We start from the raw sequence: 22,249 nt of genomic DNA on the forward strand, positions 1-22,249 counted from the left end.
GTTTAAAAGATTTATTCACTTTGCTTGGTTTTTCCAATGTTATTGCTTAGTATTTTGCATAAAGTTGATGTTGCTGCTGGGAGCAATTGTTGAAATAGCATGTTTGTAAATCAATTGCTGTTTACCATCAGTATCTAAGACAATCGTATAGTTATCAAAGCCCTTTACCAAACCTTTTAGTTGAAATCCATTCACTAAATATATAGTTATTGGAAGACTTTCTTTTCTTACTTGATTCAAAAAGATATCTTGTAAGTTAATATTATTTTTCATTTTTTACCCTCCTTCAATTATCCTAAAGTTTGCTTCATGTAAGACTTTTTGTATTGCTCATCAGAACCTCTATATTAGTATTAATATTCTATAACACATTAAAATGTCCTTCTATATATTCTTGAATATTGTTAATTAATTTTTCTTTTGAAGGATATTCCGATAAATTATACCACTGAATATTTTCAAAACGTCTAAACCAGGTTAATTGTCTCTTAGCGTATCTTCTGGTATCTCTTTTGATAATATCAACGGTTTCCTGTAAACTTGCATTTCCTTTTAAATAATGAATCACTTCTTTATAACCTAGGCCCTTAAAGGCCACCAAGTCTTCTGGATAACCCATTTCTAGTAAATTTCTTACTTCTTGCACCAAACCTTCCTTCATCATGATATCGACACGGTGGTTAATCCTAGTATATAACTCTTCTCTGTCCCGAGTGAGGCCTATTAAAATAAAGTTATATGCATCATTGAACTGAACATCTTCCCGAAAATTTCCTATCTTTTCTCCACTTTCATGAAATACTTCTATCGCTCGAATAACTCTCTTTACATTGTTTTTATGTATTCTTTCTGCTGCTTCAGGATCTATTTCCCTCAGCTTATTATGAAGGTATTCATTTCCGTATTTAAGCGCTTCTTCTTGTAATTGATTTCTCAACTGCCAATTAGAAACTGTAGAGGTAAAGTCCATATTATAAATAATAGCATTCACATATAAACCCGTACCACCTACGATAATGGGAAGTTTCTTTTTATTGGTTATTTCTTCTATAGCTGCTTTTGCCTTCTGCTGAAATGCCGCTACTGAAAAATCTTCGTTTGGCATTATAATATCCATCAAATAATGAGGAATTCCTTGCATTTCTTCTACAGAAGGTTTTGCAGTTCCGATGTTCATAAGTTTATAAATTTGCATAGAGTCAGCTGATATGATTTCCCCCTCTAATCTCATAGCTAGCTCTATAGAGGTATCCGTTTTGCCGACTGCAGTAGGGCCCACAAGGATTAACAGCTTTTTCTTCAAGGCATCTCCTCCTATTGAATTCTTTTAAAATGTTTTTCTATCTCATACTTTGTTAAAGATAACAAAATTGGTCTCCCATGTGGACAAGTTAAGGGAGGTTGTATTGTACTTAGATCCTTTATCAACCCATGAATTTCAGAAATATGAAGTTTATCCATTGCTTTAATGGCTTCTCTACAGGATTTTCTAATAATCGTTTCATTGAAATATGTATCACTCGTAGGGTCATTTTTTAGCTCATCAATGATTTTTAACATAAAATCAAAATCTCTAGGCACTCCCATAATTAAGGGAACTTCTCTAATCAAAATCGTATTATTGCCAAAGATTTCGATATTGAAACCAAGTTTTTTAAATTTGTCTATATATTGCGTCATGAACAGAAAATCTTCATGGGATAAATCTAAAAGTTTTGGTGCTAATAGACTTTGCGTAGTAACACGATCATTTATAAATTCTTGTAACATTTTATTGTAAACCAATCTTTCATGAGCAGCATGTTGATCAATAAGATACATGCAAAGATCCTTTTCTATAATAACATAAGTATCAAATAATTGTCCTATAACTTTATAATTATTTAGCAAAGTACTAAGAAAATTTTCCTGTGTCGTTTCTAATTGAGGATTCTCCTCCTGCAACCGCATGGGCTTTTTGGGAAAACTAGTAATCGTATTTTCAGTCACTGGTGTTTTAGTAGTTACATCGTAATCCTTCTTCTCTTCGAAGGACATTTGTAAACTATTGGATTTATTGTTATTATGTGTACTATAGATGCTTTTATTCTCCCTATAAACAGGATTCGTAAAAGTTGCTCCTATAGATGAATTGCTTTGTTTACTATGCAACGAAAGTTTAGGCACCAAAGTGTTTTTTGATAGAGCAGAAGTAATACTATCATAGATCACTTCATAAAGGATCTCTTCATCATGAAATTTTATTTCTGTTTTTGTTGGATGGACATTAATATCTACTAAACTAGGATCAATCTTTAAGTTTAAAATACATACAGGAAATTTATTAATAGGTAGTTTTTCTCTATAGGCCTCTTCAATTGATCGATAAAGAAACTTGCTTTTAACATATCGCCCATTAACAAAAACAATCTCATAGTTTCTATTGCCTCTAACATAGCTAGGCTGACTTATATAACCATCCAATTCAATACCCTTCTTTGCAGCACGCATAGCTATAAGACTCTTAAATAATGCTTTATCTAATATAGATAAGATGGTTTGGTCTAAGCGATTAGTACCAGAAGTAGTAAACATAACATTATTATTGTTAATATATTTGAAAGCGATATGAGGCTGACTTAAGGCAAGTCTTGACATGATTTCTCCTATTTTTGTTGTATCGCTTTGAGGGGTTTTCATAAACTTTAGTCTAGCTGGTGTGTTGAAAAACAAGTTTTTTACAATGATGGTAGTACCATCGGGAGCACCAACTTGTTTTTTATTTGTTACATTCCCTGCAACTATATCCAAAGAAATACCATGTAATTGTTCCTTGGGTTTTGTAACCATCTGAATTTGTGATACAGCAGCAATACTTGCTAAAGCCTCTCCTCTAAAGCCTAGCGTCAAGGTGACGTTTAAATCTTCTAAATATTGTATTTTAGAAGTAGCATGACGCATAAAAGCTGTTTCAACGTCTTCTTCATGGATACCCCCTCCATTATCAGTGACTCTAATAAACTTTTGACCACCTTCCTTTATTTCTACAATAATACTTGTGGCACCAGCGTCAATAGCATTTTCAATTAATTCTTTTACAACAGATTGGGGTCCCTCCACTACTTCTCCTGCAGCTATTTTATTAATCGTTAAGTTATCTAAAAGTTTTATTGCTTTTTGCATCTCCTGCCTCCCTATAAATTAATGACCTTTTTATGCAACTGATAAAGTATATTCAATGCCTCCATGGGTGTTGTTTCCATAAGATTTAGTCCTTTAAGTTCTCTGATTACCTCCTCATTATTGAAGGCTGTAAAGTTCAATTGTTCACTTGTTTCGCTTATGGTATCTTTAACAACTTTATGATCTTGACTATATTGTACTGTATTCTTTTCTTCCTCTAGCCCTATGAGGATTTCTTGTGCTCTTTTAATAACATGATTAGGAAGTCCAGCCAATTTTGCAACTTGGATGCCATAACTTTTATCAGCACTTCCTTCGATGACCTTTCTTAAAAAGACAATATCTTCCCCCTCTTCTTCAACAGCAATACGGTAATTCTTAACAGTTTTCATCTTTCCTTCTATTTCCGTCAACTCATGGTAGTGGGTGGAGAATAAGGTTTTACATTTTAAAACATCACTAATGTATTCAACCACAGACCAAGCTATACTTAATCCATCAAAAGTACTGGTGCCTCTTCCAATTTCATCTAATATTAATAAACTTTTAGAAGAAGCATTGTTTAAAATATTTGCCATTTCACTCATTTCTACCATAAAGGTGCTTTGGCCTTGTCCCAAATCATCACTGGCGCCTACTCTAGTAAAAATCCTATCAACGATACCGATGGCAGCTGCTTTAGCTGGTACAAAAGATCCAATCTGTGCCATAAGAACAATCAAAGCAACTTGTCTCATATAGGTTGATTTTCCTGCCATGTTAGGACCAGTTATAATGGATATCCCGTTTTCCTTCTGATCTAGGTAGGTGTCATTTGCTATAAACATATTGTTATTTAACATCTTTTCTACTACAGGATGTCTTCCCTCAAGAATGTGAATTGCTTCTCCATCATTCATTGATGGTTTTATGTAGCCATTTTCATAAGCAACCTCTGCCAAAGAGTAGAGGGCATCTAGCTGCGCAATGGCATGGGCTGTTGCTTGAATTTTAGGAACTTCTTTTTCTATGATTTCCCGTATCTCAAGAAAAAGCTGATACTCCAATAAAATTATTTTTTCTTCGGCACCTAGAACTTTTAGTTCTATTTCCTTTAGTTGTGGCGTAATATATCTTTCACAATTTGCAAGGGTTTGTTTTCGGATATATTCTTTGGGGACAATGTGAAGATTAGATTTTGTCACTTCAATGAAATAGCCAAAAACCTTATTATACCCTATTTTCAATGACTTGATACCTGTTTTGTCTCGTTCTTTTGCTTCTAAACTACTAATCCATAGTTTACCTTCCTTGGAAGCCCTTCTCAATTCATCAAGATCTCGATGAAATCCATCTTTTATCATATTTCCTTCTTTGATATTAGGGGAAGGTTCGTCTAAGATGGCTTTTTCAATTAAGGTTGTAATCTCTCGGTGCTCATTGATCTGGGATTGCAAGTTTTGTAGCAGGCAAGATTCTTGGCTGCATAAAATTTCTTTTATTTTAGGAATGCTCATTAAGGAATTTTTTAAAGCAATTAAATCCCTAGCATTCACACTACCATAAGATATTTTTCCAGAGAGTCTTTCTAAGTCATAGATATTTTTAAATGCTTCTTTTAATTCTTTTCTCAATAGGATATCTTCTTTAATCACTTCAACTGCATTTAATCGATCATGAATTTTCTTTACATCTAGCAGGGGCTCTTCCAGCCATTTGCGAAGCATTCTCCCCCCCATAGAAGTCATGGTTTTGTCCAGTACCCATAATAAGGAACCTTTTTTCTTTTTATCCCTGATGGTTTCCACTAATTCAAGATTTCTTCTAGTGGTGAAGTCTAAAATCATCGTAGTGTTTAAAGTATATATCTGAACTTTATTAAGATGATTTAAGGTGCGTTTTTGCGTGTTTTTTAAATAATCAATTAGAGCACCTGTAGAAAAAACCCCTAAGTGATTTCCATGAAAACCCAATCCATCTACTGAAAGAATTTTGAAGTGCTCCTGTAGTTCTTTGCATGCATGCTGATATTCAAAACGCCAATCTTCATATTCATTCATATAAAAGTCAAGTTTTTTCTGATATGCATAAAGAACTTCATAAACGTGTTTATTTTCTGAAGAATAGATAATTTCTTTCGGCTGTACTTTTGAAATTTCATCCTGTAGAGATTGCTGGAAATTTCCTTCTGTAATCTCGGTAGAAAATAATTCTCCCGTAGAAATATCAACATAGCTTATTCCCACGCCTGTACTTCCTTCATAAAGGCACATTAAATAATTATTTTTCTTTTCTTCTAATAAATCTGCATCTATCACTGTTCCAGGCGTAATTATTCTTACAACATCTCGCTTTACAATCCCCTTTGCCTCCGAAGGGTCTTCTACCTGATCGCAGATGGCTACTTTGTAGCCCTTTGCGATCAAACGATTAATATAGTTATTTACCGAATGATGAGGCACACCACACATAGGTGCCCTTTCATCTAAGCCACAATCCCTTCCCGTGAGGGCTATCTCCAGCTCTCTCGAGGCTGTAATGGCATCATCAAAAAATAGTTCATAAAAATCTCCTAATCTAAAAAATAGTAATGCATCTTTATATAGGTTTTTGATATCTGTGTATTGTTGCATCATGGGCGTTAGTTTACTCAATAATATACCTCCTAAACATAATAAAGCTATAGCTTCATTATAACAAATATGGCTTTATTTGAAACAAGGAATTTTAATAAGTTATAAATAACTTATCATTTATGATAACATCTATTATGATTGTTAATGTCAAACTGTTTCTATAAGAAAAACCCAGTCTCCCTACGTGTCTATCTTACGTAAGTTTGCTGGGTTTTTTTATCTTAGCTGACGATTTCTCCATTAAGAGAGAAGGTTTTTGGCTCTGTAACTTTCACCCTTACCAGCTTACCTATAAGCTCTTCTCCCCCTGAGAAATTAACTAATTTGTTTTGTCTTGTTCTTCCCATCAATTTTGACGGATCTGTTTTACTAACACCTTCAACTAAAACTTCTACTTCTTTGTTTAAGTAGCAGCTATTGATCTCAGCGCTGATTTGGTTCACTGTCTCCACCAATTGGTTAAATCTTTTATGCTTTATCTCATCATCTACCTGTGTCTCCATTTTTGCAGCAGGTGTACCTTCCCTGACGGAGTATAAGAAGGTAAAGGCGGAATCAAATCTAACCGCTTCCACGACTTTTAAGGTATCCATAAAGTCTTCCTCTGTTTCTCCTGGAAAACCAACAATGATATCTGTTGTCATCGCAATATCTGGCACAGCTTTTTTAAGCTTTTCTACTAATCCTAAGTAGCTTTCTTGCGTATAGTTTCTGTTCATTGCTTTTAATATAGCATTACTTCCTGCTTGAAAAGGCAAATGAATATGTTCACAAACCTTATCATAATGGGCAATTGCTTCTATTAAGCTCTCGGATAAATCCTTTGGATGCGACGTCATAAATCGAATTCTTTCTATACCATCAATCTTATTTAATTCTTTAAGCAAATCTGCAAATTCAGTTTTATTTTCTAAAGTTTTTCCATAGGAGTTTACATTTTGCCCCAATAAAGTGATCTCTTTCGTACCATTCTTAGCTAAATCAACAACTTCATTCACAATTTCCTTTATTTCTCTGCTACGCTCGCGGCCTCTTGTATAGGGAACAATACAATAGGTGCAAAAATTATTGCATCCAAACATGATATTTACAAAGGCCTTTACACCATATTTTCTCATGGAAGGAATACCCTCTATGATTTCTCCTTCCTCCTCCCAAACCTCTACCAGCATGTTGTCTGCTTGTTTACAGTTTGCTAAGAGTTCAGGAAACTTATGTAAGTTATGGGTACCAAAAACTAAGTCAACATGCTTATATTTTTTTTTGATTGCTTCTACTACCTTTGGCTGTTGCATCATACACCCACACACAGCAATCATTAAGTCACTATTTTTCTTTTTTAAGGGCTTTAAAGCTCCTAAGTTTCCATAAACCTTTAACTCTGCATTTTCCCTTACACAACAAGTATTATAAATAATTAGATCTGCTTTTTCTTTTTCAGAAGTTTCAACATAACCCATATCCTTAAGCATACCTAATAATTTTTCTGAATCATGCTCATTCATTTGACAACCGTAGGTTACAGTGAGATGTTTCTTTCTCTTGCCAGTCCTCTCGTACTCTGCATCGTTTATTTTTCTTAATTTATTTATGATTTCACGTTGTCTATTTAGCTCTTCTTGTGAAACCTTAACTTCTTCTCGTTTGCTCATAGCAATTCCTCCTCTTAAATATTCTTATATATTATAACAGAATTATTCAGTCTTGTTAAATAAAAAAGACCAGGATATTAATCCTGGTCAAATAGCTCTTTGGGTTTATTTATAACCTCTTCAACTACAGCATCAATTAGTATGCTTAACTGATCCTCTGGAATATTAAACCCTTGATTCATAATGAAATCAATTACATATTCTTTTTTCAATTCGCCTTTTTGGGACTGCCCTTTGTAGTATTTCTCTACAGCTAAAACAGCCACTTCAATCCAGAAGGTTAAGTTATCTCTTTGTTCTTTAGTGGTCTTTTCTTTTATCCATGGCACCAGGATATATGTTACCACTGCTCCAATAATGGGGATTATAATTTTAATAGCTATATCAATATTCATCTTGATCATCTTCCTTTCTCACTTTAGATTTTTTAATGCTGGAAAGCATCCAGAGCTCTCCTGTTGTAAAAGCAAACCATGCAGCAATTAGAGTTGTTGGTTCATGGCCAACATTCTTGAATGTGTACAGTACCGCTACCGTAAAGGCTGTGTTCAGCAATATAACCAGGGTTACCATGAACTTAGAGAACCGGTTTTTCTTTTTCTGTTTACGTCTTTGTTTTATCAATTTCTCAAGCTCTTTGTCTGTTATATGGTCCAAAATTTCCACCTCCTTACTGTAGTATTAAATCATTCTTTTTCATTGCTGCAGTTACTTGGCCATTAGAACCTATAACCACCCTGTCTCCGCTTATCTGCTGCACATCATAAACTCTGGCATATACAAAACTGGCAAGGTTGCCTCCGGTGTAAGTTTTAGCACCATTTTTTGCTTTAACTTTGCTGCCTACTTTCATTTCTTTGGCAGGCTGTCCTGGAGCTGTAGTCACTACAGATCCACCTGCAGTAGTGATATAGGTATCAAAGCCTTTGGATTTTAATTGTTTTTCAAGGTTCTCTGCATTTGATTTTACTGAAAAAGCACCGGTTTGAACTTTAAATAATCCGTTTGATTGCTTTAGAATAGCATCGAAACCTGCATTTTTAACACGATTCATTTGTGACTCTGCATTGGTTTTGTTTGAATAAGCTCCTGTCTGAACATAATACGTCGCCCTGGTTGTGACAGCCTTTGTAGATTTTAATTCTTTAACCATATTTGCGATGTCCATTCCGTAACTTGGACTCGGTGCCCATTTTCCTCCCAGTTCTTCAACTGTCTGTGCAGTACCTTTTAAGTGAGGAAAATGCCTAGGATCTGGTGTGCCCGGCTTAGGATATCCTGGAGCTCCAGCATACAATGCTAGATGATCCACCTGTGCCTGGATCCCCTCTTCCCATGTATTAAATCTTTGGTGTGCATTTGGATTTGTGTCGGATCCCCCTGTATTAGTTTTAAGTCCACAAGGATTTTTAAAGCTCGCATTGAGAACTCCACCAAATCTCATATAGCCTGTTTCCTTAGCACTTTGGCAATAGGTCACAATTGGATTAACCCCTGCCTTTACTGATTCTTCATAGAAAATAGGAGCAAGATCTATAAATAGTTGGTTTGCATTTTTACTTTTTGCCCAGGCCTCCATTTGTTCCACAGTTGCTGTAGGTTTCCCTAGTATGCTTATGGCACTAGAAGGTGAGGAGTTGGGTGGATTCAATCTCTTGTTTACCTCATCTGCAATATAGGGGAACTTGCTTTCTAGGTATGGTCCAGGACAATTGGTTGCTGCAAACCATTTGTGCATGGTTAGGTTGCCTTTTTCGTCTCCTGTAAAGTTCAACTTTTCTATACCGTTACGTTTACAGATATCTACACATAACTCTATTGTTTTTTCTAGAGCTACATCAGATACAGGCCAATTAGGGGCTCCTCCGTTGTTTGACACTTCTATAGTAACCGCTTGATTGTCATTTGCAGCACTCGAGCTTGTCCAGGCACGATTTTTTTCTTCAACATACATCCCTACTCTTCCCTTGTTGTCGACACCGTAATTGGAGCTAGCCCTTCTGCTTGATGGCTTAAATATTTCGCCAACTCGCTCGACTGATAAATTACCAGCCACATGATGAATGGTGATTTTTCTTATTTTGTCTCGTCTTGGATTTGTGCTGTTGGGTGAAATATTGGTGTGATTTACTAGCGGACTGTTACTCATTATCAATTCCTCCTTTATAGATTTTGGATATACCAAATAAAAAAGCCTAACAACGTGGTAATCGTTAGACCCATGGCCCACTTTATTGTGGTTACCAATGACTTTATTTGCTCGCACAGATTCTCTATTTTTGTTTCTGTACGAGACTGATGTTGTTCGAGCTTGTCAATTCGCTCCGAATGATTATTAAGTCTCCTGTCTTGAGTATTGAGTCTTTGCTCTATACTCCTGTGTTTTTCGATGCACACCCTATCCTCCATGGCCTAGCTCCTTTCGCAATTTATAGTAATAGGTTAAATACATTCTTGGTCTCTGCCTCCCTTCTTCATGATGAGTTTCTGATAAGGACAAAGCTTTTTAATATAGAACACTTTAAGTAGTAGCTGTCGCAATGCTGCAGTATGCCCAAGTAACTCTGCACACAGGTGTTTACATCTTCAAACGTTACCTCGCCTCTGGCATAGGCTTTCTGTAAATATTTTAGCCTTCTCTTCATTTTTTTGGCTGTTTTCTTTTTAAGTTTCATATGTGTTGGCCATACTCTAAATCCAACAAACTCAATGCCTACAGATATAGGCCTTATACAAGTTTTTCTATTTAAGTGGAGCTCTAGTTGACTATTTAGGAAGTTCTCTATTTCCACTTTTAACCTGTGTAAATGTTTCTTGTCATGATGTAAAATAATAAAGTCATCCATATACCTTATGAAATACTTTATTTGCAGCTTGTGTTTACAGAATTGATCTAATTCGTTGAGGTATATGTTTGCTAGGAGCTGGCTTGTAAGATTGCCTATAGGCATTCCTTTGTCATGGAGTCTCATATGCTTAGGGCAATCTCCTGGCTCCATACCTAGCGGTAAACCAAAGGCCATATCCTCACTTTGAATTATCTCTCTCATCAACCAAAACACATCTTTGTCCTTTATTTTTTTACTTAAAATTTTCAAGGCTATAGAATGGTCCACCCTATAAAAATATTTAGATATATCCATTTTTAAGTAGTAATATTTTTGTGGCTTTCTGTCTATTTGCCTCAACCAATACTGCAGCTTTTTAGCTGCTTGATGTGTACCTCTGCCTATTCTGCAAGCATAACTGTGTTCTATATAGGTTTTTTCAAACAAAGGATTTAATATCCTGTAAACAGCCCATTGTACAACCCTGTCTTTAAATGGCAGGGCCATAATTAGTCTTTTCTTTGGTTCGTAAACATAAAATTCTCTATAATTGCCTACCTTGTACATCTTCCAGATGAGCTCGTTTTGTATCTGGATTAGATTTTCTTCAAGGTTTGCACTGAATTCCAATACCTCGTCTCTAAATCGTTTATCTTTTCTGGCCTCTAAATAAGCGAGGTATAAATTTTCAAAATCGTATATCTGCTCATACAAGTAGCCATATCTTTTCATGTCTTGTCCTTTCCATGTTGTGAATTTATGCTATGTGTAACACCCTTCGAGAATAAACCTGCTAGCTATTTCCATAGCAATATATTTTTTTGCCTTTTGGGCAGGGAAATGGACCCCTTATTTTCCATGCACTGTGCAAGCACCCTTGGGTATTTTGCCTTCTGGCGATGAAAATGAGCGGAGCGGAACCCGATGTTCGTGTTCGAGTTCGAGCGAGTGTTGTTCAAGTTCACAGCGAACACCCCAGCATTGGACGTGTTCGTCCAGTTGCCACCAAGCCTCGGCAACCATGATCCACTCCCCGTATTTATATTTACTTGACTGACTTCATCCAGCCCCCAAGCATTCTTCCTATTTCATTTAACATTTTAGACCAGTTCTCATACTTTCTTAAAGTCAGATACCTTACCTTTGGATCCGTAGAAAACCTTATATACGTCCTCAATAATTCTAATTCAATATCGATATCCTGTAATGTTGTTTTCTTGTGATATTTTTTATTAGCCCTAACAATAAGCTCGAGAAGTCTATACATCGAACTCCTTATATTAGCTGCCATGACGTGTTTTTCGTGTTTAGGGAACTCTTTCAAGCATATGTTTCCATACACAATCATGTCATAAGTTTTTTGTAGTATTTTTAGATCTTTATTCATATCAACGTCAATCTCCTTGAAGTAAAATAAAGGCCCGCTATCGCAGGCCTTTCAGATTGTCAGCTCCACAGATTACAGATCAACATAAGCGGAGCGGAACCCGAGGCCCGCGGCCGAGCTCGAGCGAGTGCCGCCCAAGCTCACAGCGAACACCCCAGCAGTGGACGTGTGCGCCCAGCTGCCACCAAGCCTCGGCAACCTTTCTCCATCGTTGTTCAAATAAAATCTATCACCATCCATGTTGTTATCGTCTGGATAAAGTGCCAAGGCTTTCACTATCTCCGGAACTTCCAGGCCGGATTCTAAAGCTAGATCCTTAAATGCAGTGCTCGGGGTACCTGTTGTTGTGATTGAAGTAGCGAGTCTAATTGTGCTGGTACCGTCATATTTAAGTGTTCCTGGTGTTCCTGGGTCTACTAATGAACCATCTGGCATGATAGCTTTCCAAAGTGTACTATCAACACCTTGGTTTACATGCATTGCAGCATTGTTGTAAGGAATTATTTGGATTTCTCCGTCAACTAGCCTGTATCCGCCAAACCATTCCCAAACATTTCCGTTAAGATCGTAAATTCCATCTGTGGTTCCATCGTGTGCCCAGCTTGCCGGTCCAGATCCAGTGGCCACTCTTCCTATCCTAGTTGCATCTGCCATATGTGTTTTTATTCCTCTTTCATGAGCTGCAGAGTGATCACTTCCATAATTATTATTACCCCTTGGCATTGTTCCGTTTTTCTTGCACCACAAAGCTAGTGCAGCTCTTTCTGCATTAGTTAATAAGTGCCATCCCATTCCTTTGTTTTCGCTAAAAGTTCTAGCTTGGTCATAAGTTAGAGATACCCTTGGATCCATCAACGGGAGGCTATATGCTCTGTCGTCTTTAACAATGTTTTGGTATTTTGAAATATGCAAAAGGTCTTTTTCCACACCATCAACAATGAATGCTGGATGAGTGTTTTGAGTAGCTCCTGCAACAATATCCGAATTTCTTAACTTAGGGACTCTTACCATGAAACTTGGCATTCCTCTATCGTCCAGGATAATGGTGTTTTTACCACCACTCAAGCCTTCTACAGCTAATTTCAACATATCGTAGTTCATTATCTAAGCCCTCCTTCTTTTAATGCCCATAGTGTCAAAGTTACATTTTCCATAGAAAAAGGAACCGGTTCGAGTGTAGTTGATTCTCCCTCGCCTTCAGTTCCTTCGTCGTTTTCCACTTCTATTTCATTGTATTTTCTTGCTGGCATGTCAATTTGTGCTACATATCGATCACCTAACCCCATCACCAACATTCCTGCCCAATCCTCCGATATATCGATATGAACATCAAAATCCCTTTCATATCTTGATAAATCTAATATCAGTTCATCATTTATATTGAGTCTGGTACCTTCAACAGAATAAGGTGTTTTTTCGCCTTGGTTTTTTTCAACGATATTCATTGTTTAAACCCTCCAATTCCTTTTTATTTCCATTGTCTTTTCTGCTATATATTCAGCCTTTTCTTTAGCCTCTTTACTGGCAGTCTTAGAGTTTTGGCCAAAGTCTTTAAGGATTCGCTCTTGCCTCTGTTTCCTATCATCATTTTTAACTATAAAATTAGCCATTATTGATACATGCCTCCTTGAATATAATATTTAATTGTTACGTTAGTAGCACTGCCGGTAAATGCAATCTTAAATCCATTTAACTGCTTGTCTGTGATTAAAATATCGCCTACATTTCCATCTGCAGACACTACCTCGGTATGGATTCTATAATCTGTTGTGTCTCTAGGTTTATCCATAGCTACAGTTTTTATGGAGTTGTTAAAAGGGAATGCATCTGTGTTCAAAAGGGAAACTTCACCTATCTCTCCCTCGAGCTCTGCTAGTACCCTTTTTTGTTGGAGATCTCTTTGAACTAGCATAGATGCCATTAAGTTAGATTCGTATATTCCTTCTTCCATACGATTCATATTGACTTCATCATGCAAGGTACCTTCCTGGAGTATGTTGTCATTCTGATCCTTTACTTCATCTTGCCACTTTATGATGTTATATGGGTTCACTCTATATCACCTCGCTATAAGTGTATTCAAAGCCAGTCATAAAACCTTGCCTTCTGGCTTTTTCAATTACATCTGTCTGTTCATCAATTACGGACCCTCTATTGTCTATTAACTCTACCCTAGTTATCGTTTGAGACACTTGAGCTGCAGGAATGTAAAACAATATCCTAATGGTCATTCCTTGCCTTTCTACTTTCCTAATAGGAATTGTCTCTTTGGTACCGTTGGAAAAGGTTACTCTTGCCTCTTTAGTCATGATTTCTATACTGTCTAAAAGTCTTTGTATTCCATAATTATTCATTACACCACCTCTATTCTTGTGTATTTGAGGTCCTTACTGCACACTAACGGACTTGACATACCTTTAGTAGCATTGCCCTGTTGGTCTAGTCCACTTCCATCTAAAAACCCTTGTGTTTCATAAACTAAATCTTTGCTACAGATCAAAGGATCCGAAGTTCCGCTGATAGGTTTTATTGAGTTTTCGATTTCCCTTTCACTTAAAAATCCTTCGGTTGTATAGATTAACTCTTTACTACATACCAAAGGATCCGATGTGCCACGTATTGTATTTTTCTCATATTTAATATCATCGGAAGTTCTGTATCCTTTAGTTGCAATAAACTCAACATCTTCTTTACTGCAAACAAAGGTACCTATAGCATGTATTGTTTTAGAAAAACCATATATATCTCTTCTTTTTAGACTAAACCCCCTAGAGTACCGATTGCCTAAATAAAAGCTTTCGTGTGAAGGTTTAATTCTTCTGATTTCCCTATATATACTAAGGTAATTTATACCACTTTTGCCTGTCCCTACCGTAACCATAAATACGTGGGGTTCAACATTTTCCAAAACTTCAACGTAGTCCGCTAAGTCTCCTGCCAGAGATTTGGTGACATTCGCTATCCTTGATGGTGTCATTGGTGCTCTTAATTTAATCCTGTATAGAACCAATGCTCTTCTTCTGTCAATTGGTATCGAATTATTCACCGGTATTTTGAGTAGCTCTTCCCAGTATCTTAATCCCCATGTAGCTGTTTGAGGGAATAACTGCAGCAGTATCTCGTCTGTTATTTCATCTATCATATCCCACTCAATGCCAATGGATTGGAATATTGCTTTCATGACCTTTGATTGGTAGTAGATAGGCGACACAGTTCCAAACATTTGTTTTGCTCTAGGAGAAGTTATCATAGGATGTTCACCTCTCCCAATGCTGGAACCTCACCTATAGGAATTAATATCGGATCCGTTCCACAGTTAATAGTCAAGCTTTGCTCACTGTAAATTTTAATACCGGGTGTGCTTAGTATGACGTGTCCAACAGTTTCTCTGTAAACATATTCCGTTCTTTCTTCATCTGTTGTTATTTTTATGCTACCAAGGTATTCTCTTAAATTTGATTTTAATTCCTCTATCACCGTAGAAACCTCATAGTCGTCTTTGAAGGTTAAGCTAACAGATATATCTATAGCTATTATTTCTGGTGCTGCCACTACTGCATTGGCATTAACAGGAGCTAGTCCCCCTCTGTTCTTTTCTACTAATGGAGCAATATATTTCTGCACCTGTGATATCAATGTTTCATTTGCCGGTTGGCCATTGGAATCCATAATTAAAATTTTTGTAGATCCTGTTCCAAAACCTTCCCACTCGGGTATCACGTAAACTTGCCCCACCCCTGGAACTTGCTTGGCCCACCTAATATAATCTCCATCTGAACCACTTAAAGTTTCCTCATACCCAGCCAAAACTCTTTCTCTGTATGCATCGTCACTTTCTTTCTCGGTGCCTCCTGTGAGAGGTTCTGGGTTCGTTATTGAGGTTATTCCTGGGATTGGCCTTTCTGGCAATGTTATTGTGTTGGCTGCTACATTTCCTGTGGTACCAGATTCTAGGCATTCTATAGGAACCATCGCCTCTCCCGATTCATTTACATCTGTGGACTCCAAAACTTTAAAGCCTATGGATGGGGTATCGGTAGATTCGGTATATATGACCCTATCTTTCGGAACATACGATGCAGGGCTACCAGTTACTTTTAGATATCCACTGGATTTCGTTGGAGGATTTCTGGTTTCGTCCTTTATTTCTCCATGGAAGTCCAGGTATATACCATAGCTGGTTTGAGGAAAAGCAACTCTAAGCACATTCTGTAATTTTAGCTGCAGCAACTCTGCTTTTTCATCTGCGGTAGGCCTTGTGGTATCCCAGAACATGTCCCCCTCCGCTAAATTGATATCTGGAGGAGCATTTTCTAGCATCCTGGCATGTATTGTATCAGCATCTTCTTTTAAAAAATCTGGCATTTCTAAATCTCTAGGCATTTTATCACCTCATTTCTTCCGAATGTTCAAGGGTGAATAGCTCATCTAATACCGTGATAACATCAAAGGAAAAATAAAGATGTTCCTTGTTTTTGTCCCATTCAAAAGAAAAATTTTCTACCCTTCTTGTATATGGATGGACCATTAATGCCTCTCTAGTCATTCTCTCTACCTCTAGTTCTATGGCCTCTTTATTTATGTCCTGGCCAATCAAAGTATAGTATTCTTGGCCATACATATTAGAATAAGATAGGTGCTTATTTCTCTTGGTGCATAAAGCTTTTTGGCACCATTGTTTGTATGCCTCTAGCCTATTTACCAAAAGTATTTTGCCATCTGGCCCTCTTATAAACTCACCTTTTTCGAAATCAAAAGCATAAGACTTTTTAAAGTTTCCTACACTCTCGCTTTCACTCTCAATCATTTCTGTAATTTCAAAATCCATGTTTTCTGGAAATAAATCCGGCATTATACAACCCTCCCCACTATAACGTGATCAGAGCCTTTGTTGACTATTGCAACCAGGACCCTGTCTCCTACTTTTAATGGTTTGAGTGGTTCTGGTGTTACCAGGTCGTGGATATGTTCTCCCTCTGATTGCGGGTGAGAATGTTGGCCGCTACCTTGGTATTGACTATGCTCTCCGCTTGGACCATGAGGGTGATTTCCTTGACCTTGAGCTGTTTTCTGCATATATGGCTCATTGACCGTTAGATAATGGAGCAGAAGGCAAGGAACTTCATATTTAAAGTTGTCTAATTTTACTTTCTTAGCCCCTGTCATTGTTCCTAAGACGAGGCCAGTATTAAATAAAGCAGCTCCAAGAGTATCATTTTGTTTTTTCTGTAGCTCTCTGGCTATCTCATCAAGAACTTGCATAATACTTCCTCCTTATCTGGTCCAATGATTCCAGGACTAACTCCATGGATCCTGGTTCACCTAAGTTGTGAGTTACACTGCTTGCATAAACATAAAAACCTCTAAGTTTAACTTTATCTCCAGCTCTTATCCCTGGAATATCAATTCCATTTGTGACAATCTGCCCTTCTCCTTTGGAGAACAAAGCATTCGCTTTCTGATTTGCAGTGCCCACATCTTGGATTTTTTCATCTTGAATAACTTTCTGCAGAGTACCTACTTGAGAAACGTCTTTTTCGAATGTTCCTATAACTGGAGATTTTTTATCATCTTCTCGCTTTCCAAGGACTTTTACCTTTGACACAGCTCCTTCTAGGGTTCCTGTTTGGCCAATGTTATCTAAGGTATTGCTTATGTCATATACTTCCTGGTTGCTGCCTAGTCGAATTAGATCAAGCTTGTTTTGCATTCGATATTTAAAAAGACCGCCTCCTTTTTCAGCGGTCTCCTTAAGATCATCGAGCATCATTCCGTAAATAGTTTTAATTTTAGGAGGAGCTTTAGAAAGTGGTATCTCTGTGTCTGCAAAATTCCCTATAGGGATTCCCCAGTCTCCACACATCTGTCTGGCTCTTTGTGTTGCTGTGGTACCAGCCTTAAACAAATACTCATCCTCGCTCTTCTCAATGTAAATCGTCCTTTCCTTGCAAGTTATGCTACCTACTTTTGAGTGCTGTGCAGTTGTATTTTTAGTCCAAACTACACCTTTGAATACTGTTCCTTTTCCAGGGTTATTGTTTTTTATAATCTCTATAGAGTCTCCCTGCATTAATGAAAGCTCCTTAGGGATTACAAGCCTTATATCTGCAGTGTATGCTATTGAGTCAATAGATTCACTTAGGGATATCTGTAGTTTAAGATTGTCTAATCTTATATTGCCTTTTAAAATAACCGTATACATTTACATCACCCTGGTATAATAAATTTTTGGCCGGGGTAAATCAAATTAGGATTATTTCCTATTACCCCTTTATTGGCATTATATATTTCCTGGTACCTAGATCCATTGCCAAGCACTTTTTTTGCTATCTTAAACAAACTGTCACCGCTTTTAACTACGTATAGTTTTTCTTGCTTTGGTTGAGTCCTATTTTCCTTTAGTTGCGGAGCTGGGGAAGGGGATGCACTTCTTTCTATTTTGATTAATTCTGTAGCATCTTCTCTTGCCACTCTAATGTTTAGAGTGATGTATTTATCCCCTTGGTTTTCCCCAGTCTCGTTAACTTGATAATCCGCAATATTAACCATCTCATTAAAACTAAACTCCGTGATGATCAGTCGGACCATGGTGGAGGATTCAGACCACCCAATGATTTTCTTTAATGCCTGTTCCGGAGTCGGTATATTTCTATACCTGCAGTAAGGTTCATATTCAGAGGGGAACATAGTGTCTAATGTCATGGTTCTAATCCTCTTGGCTTTCTCTGCAGGGAAATCTCTATCTCCTTGATACAGGATGTCAAAGGTATCATATTTTTTCCCACCATTGATCGATACCGAGAATGGATTTACTGGAAAATGAAAAGTTTCTTCCTCTGTCTTAATATATACGTCCATGTTCCACCTCCTACTTTTTGTCCTTTAATGCTTCGAGTAGTTTTCTTCCGAACTCCTCTTGAGCTGCTTGAACTACTTCGTTTATATCTTCACCGTCTCCATCTTCACCAGAGCTGGATACATCTACATCCACATTATCAATATTGATGTAGTAAGTTACACCGCCCCCGCCAGCAACAGCTACCGGTTGAGCTTTTTTGGGTTTTTCTTCTCCAGTGACCTTTGAAATAGTAGATCTTATCTCTTTTGTCTTTTCTATTACCTTCTGGAACATCGGTATTTCTTTTAGCTTTTCCGACTTTGGCAAGCTCATTTCTATAAAACTTTTTAGAAGAGGCTCTTTAGTTGCCATCTCATCATCGGTAACAACCTTGTGTACGTTATTAATTGCAGTCTGTAGTTGAGGTATTTTGTCTTTGATACCTACTGCAAGACCTTCGGTCGTAAACTCTCCATATTCCATAGTAAGTTTAGAAGGCGAGTTAATTTTTAGTCTATCTCTTATTCCGCTAGCCACACTTGATGCTGCATCTTTAGCTGCTTTAAAAGGAGCTGTTACTGCAGATTTGATACCATTAGCAAGACCTTGCATGATGTTTTTACCTATCTCAAGCATTTCACCCGGCAACCCTTTTACTGTGTCTACTATTCCAGTTCCAACTTCTTTCGCTCCCGATACTACAGTATCTTTAATGCTAATCAAACCATCTTTTAGAGATGTAAACATTTCTACACCCTTCTCAAATAGCCTGCTCGGTAAGGTCGAGAACCACTCTACAGTGTCCGTCCAGGTGTTTTTAATCCATTCCACAGAGCTTGTTATTACATTGGACACTCCCTCTTTAAAGGAATTCCAACCTTCCACAGCTCCTGTTTTAATTTTCTCCCAGGTGCTCGATAGGAAGTTGGTGATTGTGGTCCACACTATTTGGATTCCGTTCTTTAGACTTTCCCACAATAAAGTGAGATAGCCTCTAATAAATTCCCCTGCTCCAGAGAATACTTGCTTAATTCCTTCCCATATTTGTGCAAAACCCGCTTTAATATTTTCCCATATAGCTGCAATATCAGTTTTGAGGTTTTCAAAATCTAGTGTAACTAGGTTTATTATTACAAGCAAGGCTCCCATAAAGATGTTTCTTATGATCTTCCAATATCCACTAAAGATATTCTTAATTCCTTCGAATACATTGAGTATTCCGTCTTTCATTTTGGTGAAGGATTCTATTGTGTGGCTTGGAAGGTTCGCTATTACACTTGATACTATTTCCTTGGTTTTATTAATTCCATCGGATACAGTGGATTTTATGTTTTCCCATCGGTTAGCTGTTCCTGTTTTTATGTTGTCCCAGGTGTTGACTACTCCGTTTCTTATCCCTTCACCAACATTCGATACTGTATCTTTTAGACTGTTCCATTTGTCGGATACAGTGGATCTGACGTTTTCCCATGCATTCGAGGTCCAATCCTTGATGCTATTCCATTTGTCCCCGATCCACCCTGCAAGCTCTGCAGCTTTTTCTTTGATTTTGTCCCAATTCTTCCAGAGGAGAACACCAATGGTGACCAGAGCACCTATAGCTAATGCTACCCATCCTACCGGACCCATTAAAGCTATTAGACCTTTTCCGAGTCCTCCGGATGCCAGAGCCATTCCTTTTGCAGCCAACGATAGTGCTTTAATAGCTGCTATTGTGCTAGTAACAAAAGTACCTATCTTGAAGGCCGCAAAACCTGCAGCAATACCTGCTAGCACAGGTGCCATTTGTTTTAATAAGTCGATAAACTTCAAGACGTAAGGATATGCCTTTGTCCCAAATTCAATGGTTCGGTCTACTAACTCAACAATTTTTTCCGTGATGTCCGGTACCTTGGCAGTAAACCAGGTTACAAAATCTTTGGCATAAGGAGCTAGTCTTTCTCCAAGCTCGATTTTCATTCCTTCTACAGCTGATTTCAAAATAGTAAACTGGCCACTTAAGGAGTCAAGTTTCATATCGGCCATTTCTTTGGCTGCACCGTCAGCATCTTTTAAACTTTGGGTATATGCCTCAAAATCCTCTGTACTGGTGTTTAATATCGCAAGCATACCAGACATTGCCTCTTGTCCAAATATACTTGCTATAGCTTGCTGTCGTTGTTCCTGGGTAAGATTTGACATGGAGCCTCTCATGTCGCCCATTATGTCGTTAAATGGTCGTATGTTTCCCTCTGCATCTGCTATAGATACACCTAATCTATCCAGCCATTTTTGTGACTCTGCTGTTGGTTTGGATAGCCTGGTTAAAGCACCTCTTAAAGCTGTACCAGATTGAGAGCCTTTTATACCGGCATCGGCCATTTTTGCAAGTGCTGCTGTTGTTTCCTCGGCTGTCATACCAAAAGCTGTAGCTGGAGCTGCGGCATATTTGAAAGATTCGCCCAAGAGCTCTACATTAGTGTTAGCAGTGGAGCTGGCTTTAGCCATTACATCTGCTAAATGGGTAGTCTCCTGGGCTGACATGCCGAAGGCAGTTAATGCATCCGAGACAATGTCAGCGGTCCTTCCTAAATCAGTGCCACTTGCAGCTGCCAGGTCCAATAGCCCTGGCATAGCCTCTACAATTTCATTTGTTTTAAATCCTGCCATGGCGAGGTAGTTCATTCCCTCGCTGGCCTCTCTTGCACTAAAGGCTGTAGTTCTGCCTAACTCTTTGGCGGTGTCTGTAAGGACCACCATTTCTTCTTCCGTGGCCATTGTCGTAGCCTGGACATTCTTCATTCCTTGCTCGAAATCCGCAAAGGTTTGAATGGTGTTGCTCAACCCAAAGCCACCGACTAAAAGAGCTCCGGCTGTTGCTACTGCAGCAAATCTTTTTACCGCTTTTTTGGCAAATGATCCTATCCTGCCTTCAACTTTTTTTAGAGGGGAGGATAATCTGTCGTCGAGCCTTACTGCTGGATTAGCATCCATTCTGTCTAGTTGTCGCATTCTGTTTTCGGATCTTTGAGTATATCTGTCCATTGCAGACAGCCTATTCGTGGTTTCTCTGTCTCCAGATATGCCCACGTTGACTTCCAAGCGATAAACTTCTCTTTCTGCCAATTACCTCCCCCCTTTGCCTTTAAGTTTGTTTTTACTGTTCTTATTGCCACCGTTAGGGGGGTTCTTTGCCTCCGTCTCCACTTCATGGTCGATGAAGGCAAAGAGAAGTTTTCTCCCCATATCGGTTTTTGACATAACAAAGTCGGGATCCATATTGTGTTTTACGAATAAATTATAAAGCTTTGTTATTGTTGGAGCCCGACCTATGAGTTTTTTATTTCTTCTAACTCATTGTCAAAGCCAGATAGCTCCATCACCTTATCTCCAAGAGCGACCATTTCCCCTGCTAGTAATCTCCTCTTGATAACTTCTCGGCCAGAAGATAGATTCAAGCTTGAAAGAAGTCTTTTATCGCTCCAATTTGGCTTGATTGTGGCTGACTCAATAAGTGCTGCATTGAACTCTTCTTCATTTAATTCCTTGGTTCTGTTGCCACGGTGCTTTCTTTCTACAGTGCACTCTTTTCTGATTCGCTGGATTTCTCTTTCGCTCAAACCTTTTAGAGTTACCTGGATCCCCAATCTCTCTATTGCATAGGTTCTCTCTGGAGCATCTGTAGGTTCCAGGAGCTTGTTTATGATGTCATCTTCTGACATCTCAATCATTTCTTCTTCTGTTAACTCTTCTTCCATGATTACTTTCTTTTCATCTAACATATTTCA

Annotated in this window: 24 protein-coding genes; all 24 read right to left on the reverse strand. The window is 37.9% G+C overall.

The features are described from left to right. Nucleotides 1-39: 39 nt before the first annotated feature. Nucleotides 40-273, reverse strand: coding sequence for an RNA chaperone Hfq (gene hfq / locus BJL90_RS15730; protein ID WP_070970092.1), 234 nt, complete (start codon nucleotides 271-273; stop codon nucleotides 40-42). A gap of 88 nt (nucleotides 274-361) precedes the next feature. Beyond that, on the reverse strand, nucleotides 362-1,303 hold the full coding sequence (miaA, locus tag BJL90_RS15735) for a tRNA (adenosine(37)-N6)-dimethylallyltransferase MiaA (protein WP_070970095.1): 942 nt from the start codon (nucleotides 1,301-1,303) through the stop codon (nucleotides 362-364). 11 nt (nucleotides 1,304-1,314) lie between these two features. After that, nucleotides 1,315-3,162: a DNA mismatch repair endonuclease MutL gene (gene mutL, locus BJL90_RS15740; RefSeq protein WP_070970099.1), complete on the reverse strand. Its 1,848-nt coding sequence runs from the start codon at nucleotides 3,160-3,162 to the stop codon at nucleotides 1,315-1,317. Between the two features lie 11 nt (nucleotides 3,163-3,173). Further along, nucleotides 3,174-5,795, reverse strand: a complete 2,622-nt coding sequence (gene mutS, locus BJL90_RS15745) for a DNA mismatch repair protein MutS (RefSeq protein ID WP_156778822.1) — start codon at nucleotides 5,793-5,795, stop codon at nucleotides 3,174-3,176. 203 nt (nucleotides 5,796-5,998) lie between these two features. Continuing rightward, a complete protein-coding gene (miaB, locus tag BJL90_RS15750; protein WP_070970102.1) occupies nucleotides 5,999-7,429 on the reverse strand; it encodes a tRNA (N6-isopentenyl adenosine(37)-C2)-methylthiotransferase MiaB in 1,431 nt (476 codons plus the stop codon). A gap of 77 nt (nucleotides 7,430-7,506) precedes the next feature. Next, nucleotides 7,507-7,824 carry a phage holin, LLH family gene (locus tag BJL90_RS15755; RefSeq protein ID WP_070970105.1) on the reverse strand — a complete coding sequence of 106 codons (318 nt, stop codon included), beginning with the start codon at nucleotides 7,822-7,824 and terminating at the stop codon, nucleotides 7,507-7,509. Beyond that, nucleotides 7,814-8,086, reverse strand: a complete 273-nt coding sequence (locus tag BJL90_RS15760) for a hypothetical protein (protein ID WP_070970108.1) — start codon at nucleotides 8,084-8,086, stop codon at nucleotides 7,814-7,816. The genes BJL90_RS15755 and BJL90_RS15760 overlap by 11 nt, the downstream gene beginning before the upstream one ends. Before the next feature lie 13 nt (nucleotides 8,087-8,099). Further along, nucleotides 8,100-9,578 carry an SPOR domain-containing protein gene (locus tag BJL90_RS22585; RefSeq protein WP_081562042.1) on the reverse strand — a complete coding sequence of 493 codons (1,479 nt, stop codon included), beginning with the start codon at nucleotides 9,576-9,578 and terminating at the stop codon, nucleotides 8,100-8,102. A 14-nt stretch (nucleotides 9,579-9,592) separates the two neighbouring features. Continuing rightward, the gene (locus BJL90_RS15770; RefSeq protein WP_070970111.1) at nucleotides 9,593-9,838 is read right to left on the reverse strand and encodes a hemolysin XhlA family protein; all 246 of its coding nucleotides are present in this window, start codon (nucleotides 9,836-9,838) and stop codon (nucleotides 9,593-9,595) included. A 65-nt stretch (nucleotides 9,839-9,903) separates the two neighbouring features. Next, a complete protein-coding gene (locus BJL90_RS15775; RefSeq protein ID WP_070970114.1) occupies nucleotides 9,904-10,989 on the reverse strand; it encodes a reverse transcriptase/maturase family protein in 1,086 nt (361 codons plus the stop codon). Nucleotides 10,990-11,302: 313 nt separating this feature from the next. Beyond that, nucleotides 11,303-11,644: a diversity-generating retroelement protein Avd gene (gene avd / locus BJL90_RS15780; protein WP_070970117.1), complete on the reverse strand. Its 342-nt coding sequence runs from the start codon at nucleotides 11,642-11,644 to the stop codon at nucleotides 11,303-11,305. 72 nt (nucleotides 11,645-11,716) lie between these two features. Next, entirely contained in the window at nucleotides 11,717-12,745 is a 1,029-nt protein-coding gene (locus BJL90_RS15785; protein ID WP_081562043.1) for an SUMF1/EgtB/PvdO family nonheme iron enzyme, read from the reverse strand. Further along, nucleotides 12,745-13,089, reverse strand: a complete 345-nt coding sequence (locus tag BJL90_RS15790; RefSeq protein ID WP_070970122.1) for a hypothetical protein — start codon at nucleotides 13,087-13,089, stop codon at nucleotides 12,745-12,747. Before BJL90_RS15790 ends, BJL90_RS15785 begins: the two co-directional genes overlap by 1 nt. A gap of 3 nt (nucleotides 13,090-13,092) precedes the next feature. Continuing rightward, nucleotides 13,093-13,254 carry a hypothetical protein gene (locus tag BJL90_RS22435; protein ID WP_169824230.1) on the reverse strand — a complete coding sequence of 54 codons (162 nt, stop codon included), beginning with the start codon at nucleotides 13,252-13,254 and terminating at the stop codon, nucleotides 13,093-13,095. Continuing rightward, nucleotides 13,254-13,697 (reverse strand): hypothetical protein, encoded by a 444-nt coding sequence (locus tag BJL90_RS15795; protein WP_070970130.1) that lies wholly within the window; start codon nucleotides 13,695-13,697, stop codon nucleotides 13,254-13,256. The genes BJL90_RS22435 and BJL90_RS15795 overlap by 1 nt, the downstream gene beginning before the upstream one ends. A 1-nt stretch (nucleotide 13,698) precedes the next feature. After that, nucleotides 13,699-13,998: a hypothetical protein gene (locus BJL90_RS15800; RefSeq protein WP_070970133.1), complete on the reverse strand. Its 300-nt coding sequence runs from the start codon at nucleotides 13,996-13,998 to the stop codon at nucleotides 13,699-13,701. Next, entirely contained in the window at nucleotides 13,998-14,894 is an 897-nt protein-coding gene (locus BJL90_RS15805) for a YmfQ family protein (RefSeq protein ID WP_070970136.1), read from the reverse strand. Before BJL90_RS15805 ends, BJL90_RS15800 begins: the two co-directional genes overlap by 1 nt. Next, nucleotides 14,891-16,027 (reverse strand): baseplate J/gp47 family protein, encoded by a 1,137-nt coding sequence (locus tag BJL90_RS15810; RefSeq protein WP_070970139.1) that lies wholly within the window; start codon nucleotides 16,025-16,027, stop codon nucleotides 14,891-14,893. Before BJL90_RS15810 ends, BJL90_RS15805 begins: the two co-directional genes overlap by 4 nt. A gap of 4 nt (nucleotides 16,028-16,031) precedes the next feature. Then, nucleotides 16,032-16,496: a DUF2634 domain-containing protein gene (locus BJL90_RS15815; protein ID WP_070970142.1), complete on the reverse strand. Its 465-nt coding sequence runs from the start codon at nucleotides 16,494-16,496 to the stop codon at nucleotides 16,032-16,034. Further along, nucleotides 16,496-16,906, reverse strand: a complete 411-nt coding sequence (locus BJL90_RS15820; protein WP_070970145.1) for a hypothetical protein — start codon at nucleotides 16,904-16,906, stop codon at nucleotides 16,496-16,498. The genes BJL90_RS15815 and BJL90_RS15820 overlap by 1 nt, the downstream gene beginning before the upstream one ends. After that, nucleotides 16,893-17,846: an XkdQ/YqbQ family protein gene (locus BJL90_RS15825; protein ID WP_070970148.1), complete on the reverse strand. Its 954-nt coding sequence runs from the start codon at nucleotides 17,844-17,846 to the stop codon at nucleotides 16,893-16,895. Before BJL90_RS15825 ends, BJL90_RS15820 begins: the two co-directional genes overlap by 14 nt. 5 nt (nucleotides 17,847-17,851) lie before the next feature. Then, the gene (locus tag BJL90_RS15830) at nucleotides 17,852-18,502 is read right to left on the reverse strand and encodes a LysM peptidoglycan-binding domain-containing protein (protein ID WP_070970151.1); all 651 of its coding nucleotides are present in this window, start codon (nucleotides 18,500-18,502) and stop codon (nucleotides 17,852-17,854) included. Between the two features lie 10 nt (nucleotides 18,503-18,512). Continuing rightward, complete coding sequence (locus tag BJL90_RS15835; RefSeq protein WP_070970154.1) at nucleotides 18,513-21,587, reverse strand: phage tail tape measure protein; 3,075 nt, start codon at nucleotides 21,585-21,587, stop codon at nucleotides 18,513-18,515. Between the two features lie 203 nt (nucleotides 21,588-21,790). Then, a complete protein-coding gene (locus BJL90_RS15840; RefSeq protein ID WP_081562044.1) occupies nucleotides 21,791-22,243 on the reverse strand; it encodes a phage tail assembly chaperone in 453 nt (150 codons plus the stop codon). Nucleotides 22,244-22,249: the final 6 nt, after the last annotated feature.

The organism is Clostridium formicaceticum (assembly GCF_001854185.1).
GTDB lineage: Bacteria > Bacillota > Clostridia > Peptostreptococcales > Natronincolaceae > Andreesenella > Andreesenella formicacetica.

Excerpts from the sequence above, each read along its gene's own strand:
- miaB (WP_070970102.1), bottom strand. The coding sequence starts at position 7,429 with ATGAGCAAACGAGAAGAAGTTAAGGTTTCACAAGAAGAGCTAAATAGA.
- BJL90_RS15825 (WP_070970148.1), bottom strand. The coding sequence starts at position 17,846 with ATGTATACGGTTATTTTAAAAGGCAATATAAGATTAGACAATCTTAAA.
- BJL90_RS15785 (WP_081562043.1), bottom strand. The coding sequence starts at position 12,745 with ATGAACTACGATATGTTGAAATTAGCTGTAGAAGGCTTGAGTGGTGGT.
- BJL90_RS15805 (WP_070970136.1), bottom strand. The coding sequence starts at position 14,894 with ATGATAACTTCTCCTAGAGCAAAACAAATGTTTGGAACTGTGTCGCCT.
- BJL90_RS15775 (WP_070970114.1), bottom strand. The coding sequence starts at position 10,989 with ATGAAAAGATATGGCTACTTGTATGAGCAGATATACGATTTTGAAAAT.
- mutL (WP_070970099.1), bottom strand. The coding sequence starts at position 3,162 with ATGCAAAAAGCAATAAAACTTTTAGATAACTTAACGATTAATAAAATA.
- BJL90_RS15770 (WP_070970111.1), bottom strand. The coding sequence starts at position 9,838 with ATGGAGGATAGGGTGTGCATCGAAAAACACAGGAGTATAGAGCAAAGA.
- hfq (WP_070970092.1), bottom strand. The coding sequence starts at position 273 with ATGAAAAATAATATTAACTTACAAGATATCTTTTTGAATCAAGTAAGA.
- BJL90_RS15810 (WP_070970139.1), bottom strand. The coding sequence starts at position 16,027 with ATGCCTAGAGATTTAGAAATGCCAGATTTTTTAAAAGAAGATGCTGAT.
- BJL90_RS15830 (WP_070970151.1), bottom strand. The coding sequence starts at position 18,502 with ATGGACGTATATATTAAGACAGAGGAAGAAACTTTTCATTTTCCAGTA.
- BJL90_RS22435 (WP_169824230.1), bottom strand. The coding sequence starts at position 13,254 with ATGGCTAATTTTATAGTTAAAAATGATGATAGGAAACAGAGGCAAGAG.
- BJL90_RS15755 (WP_070970105.1), bottom strand. The coding sequence starts at position 7,824 with ATGAATATTGATATAGCTATTAAAATTATAATCCCCATTATTGGAGCA.
- BJL90_RS15815 (WP_070970142.1), bottom strand. The coding sequence starts at position 16,496 with ATGCCGGATTTATTTCCAGAAAACATGGATTTTGAAATTACAGAAATG.
- BJL90_RS15790 (WP_070970122.1), bottom strand. The coding sequence starts at position 13,089 with ATGAATATCGTTGAAAAAAACCAAGGCGAAAAAACACCTTATTCTGTT.
- avd (WP_070970117.1), bottom strand. The coding sequence starts at position 11,644 with ATGAATAAAGATCTAAAAATACTACAAAAAACTTATGACATGATTGTG.
- BJL90_RS15840 (WP_081562044.1), bottom strand. The coding sequence starts at position 22,243 with ATGTTAGATGAAAAGAAAGTAATCATGGAAGAAGAGTTAACAGAAGAA.
- BJL90_RS15820 (WP_070970145.1), bottom strand. The coding sequence starts at position 16,906 with ATGCAAGTTCTTGATGAGATAGCCAGAGAGCTACAGAAAAAACAAAAT.
- BJL90_RS22585 (WP_081562042.1), bottom strand. The coding sequence starts at position 9,578 with ATGAGTAACAGTCCGCTAGTAAATCACACCAATATTTCACCCAACAGC.
- BJL90_RS15800 (WP_070970133.1), bottom strand. The coding sequence starts at position 13,998 with ATGAATAATTATGGAATACAAAGACTTTTAGACAGTATAGAAATCATG.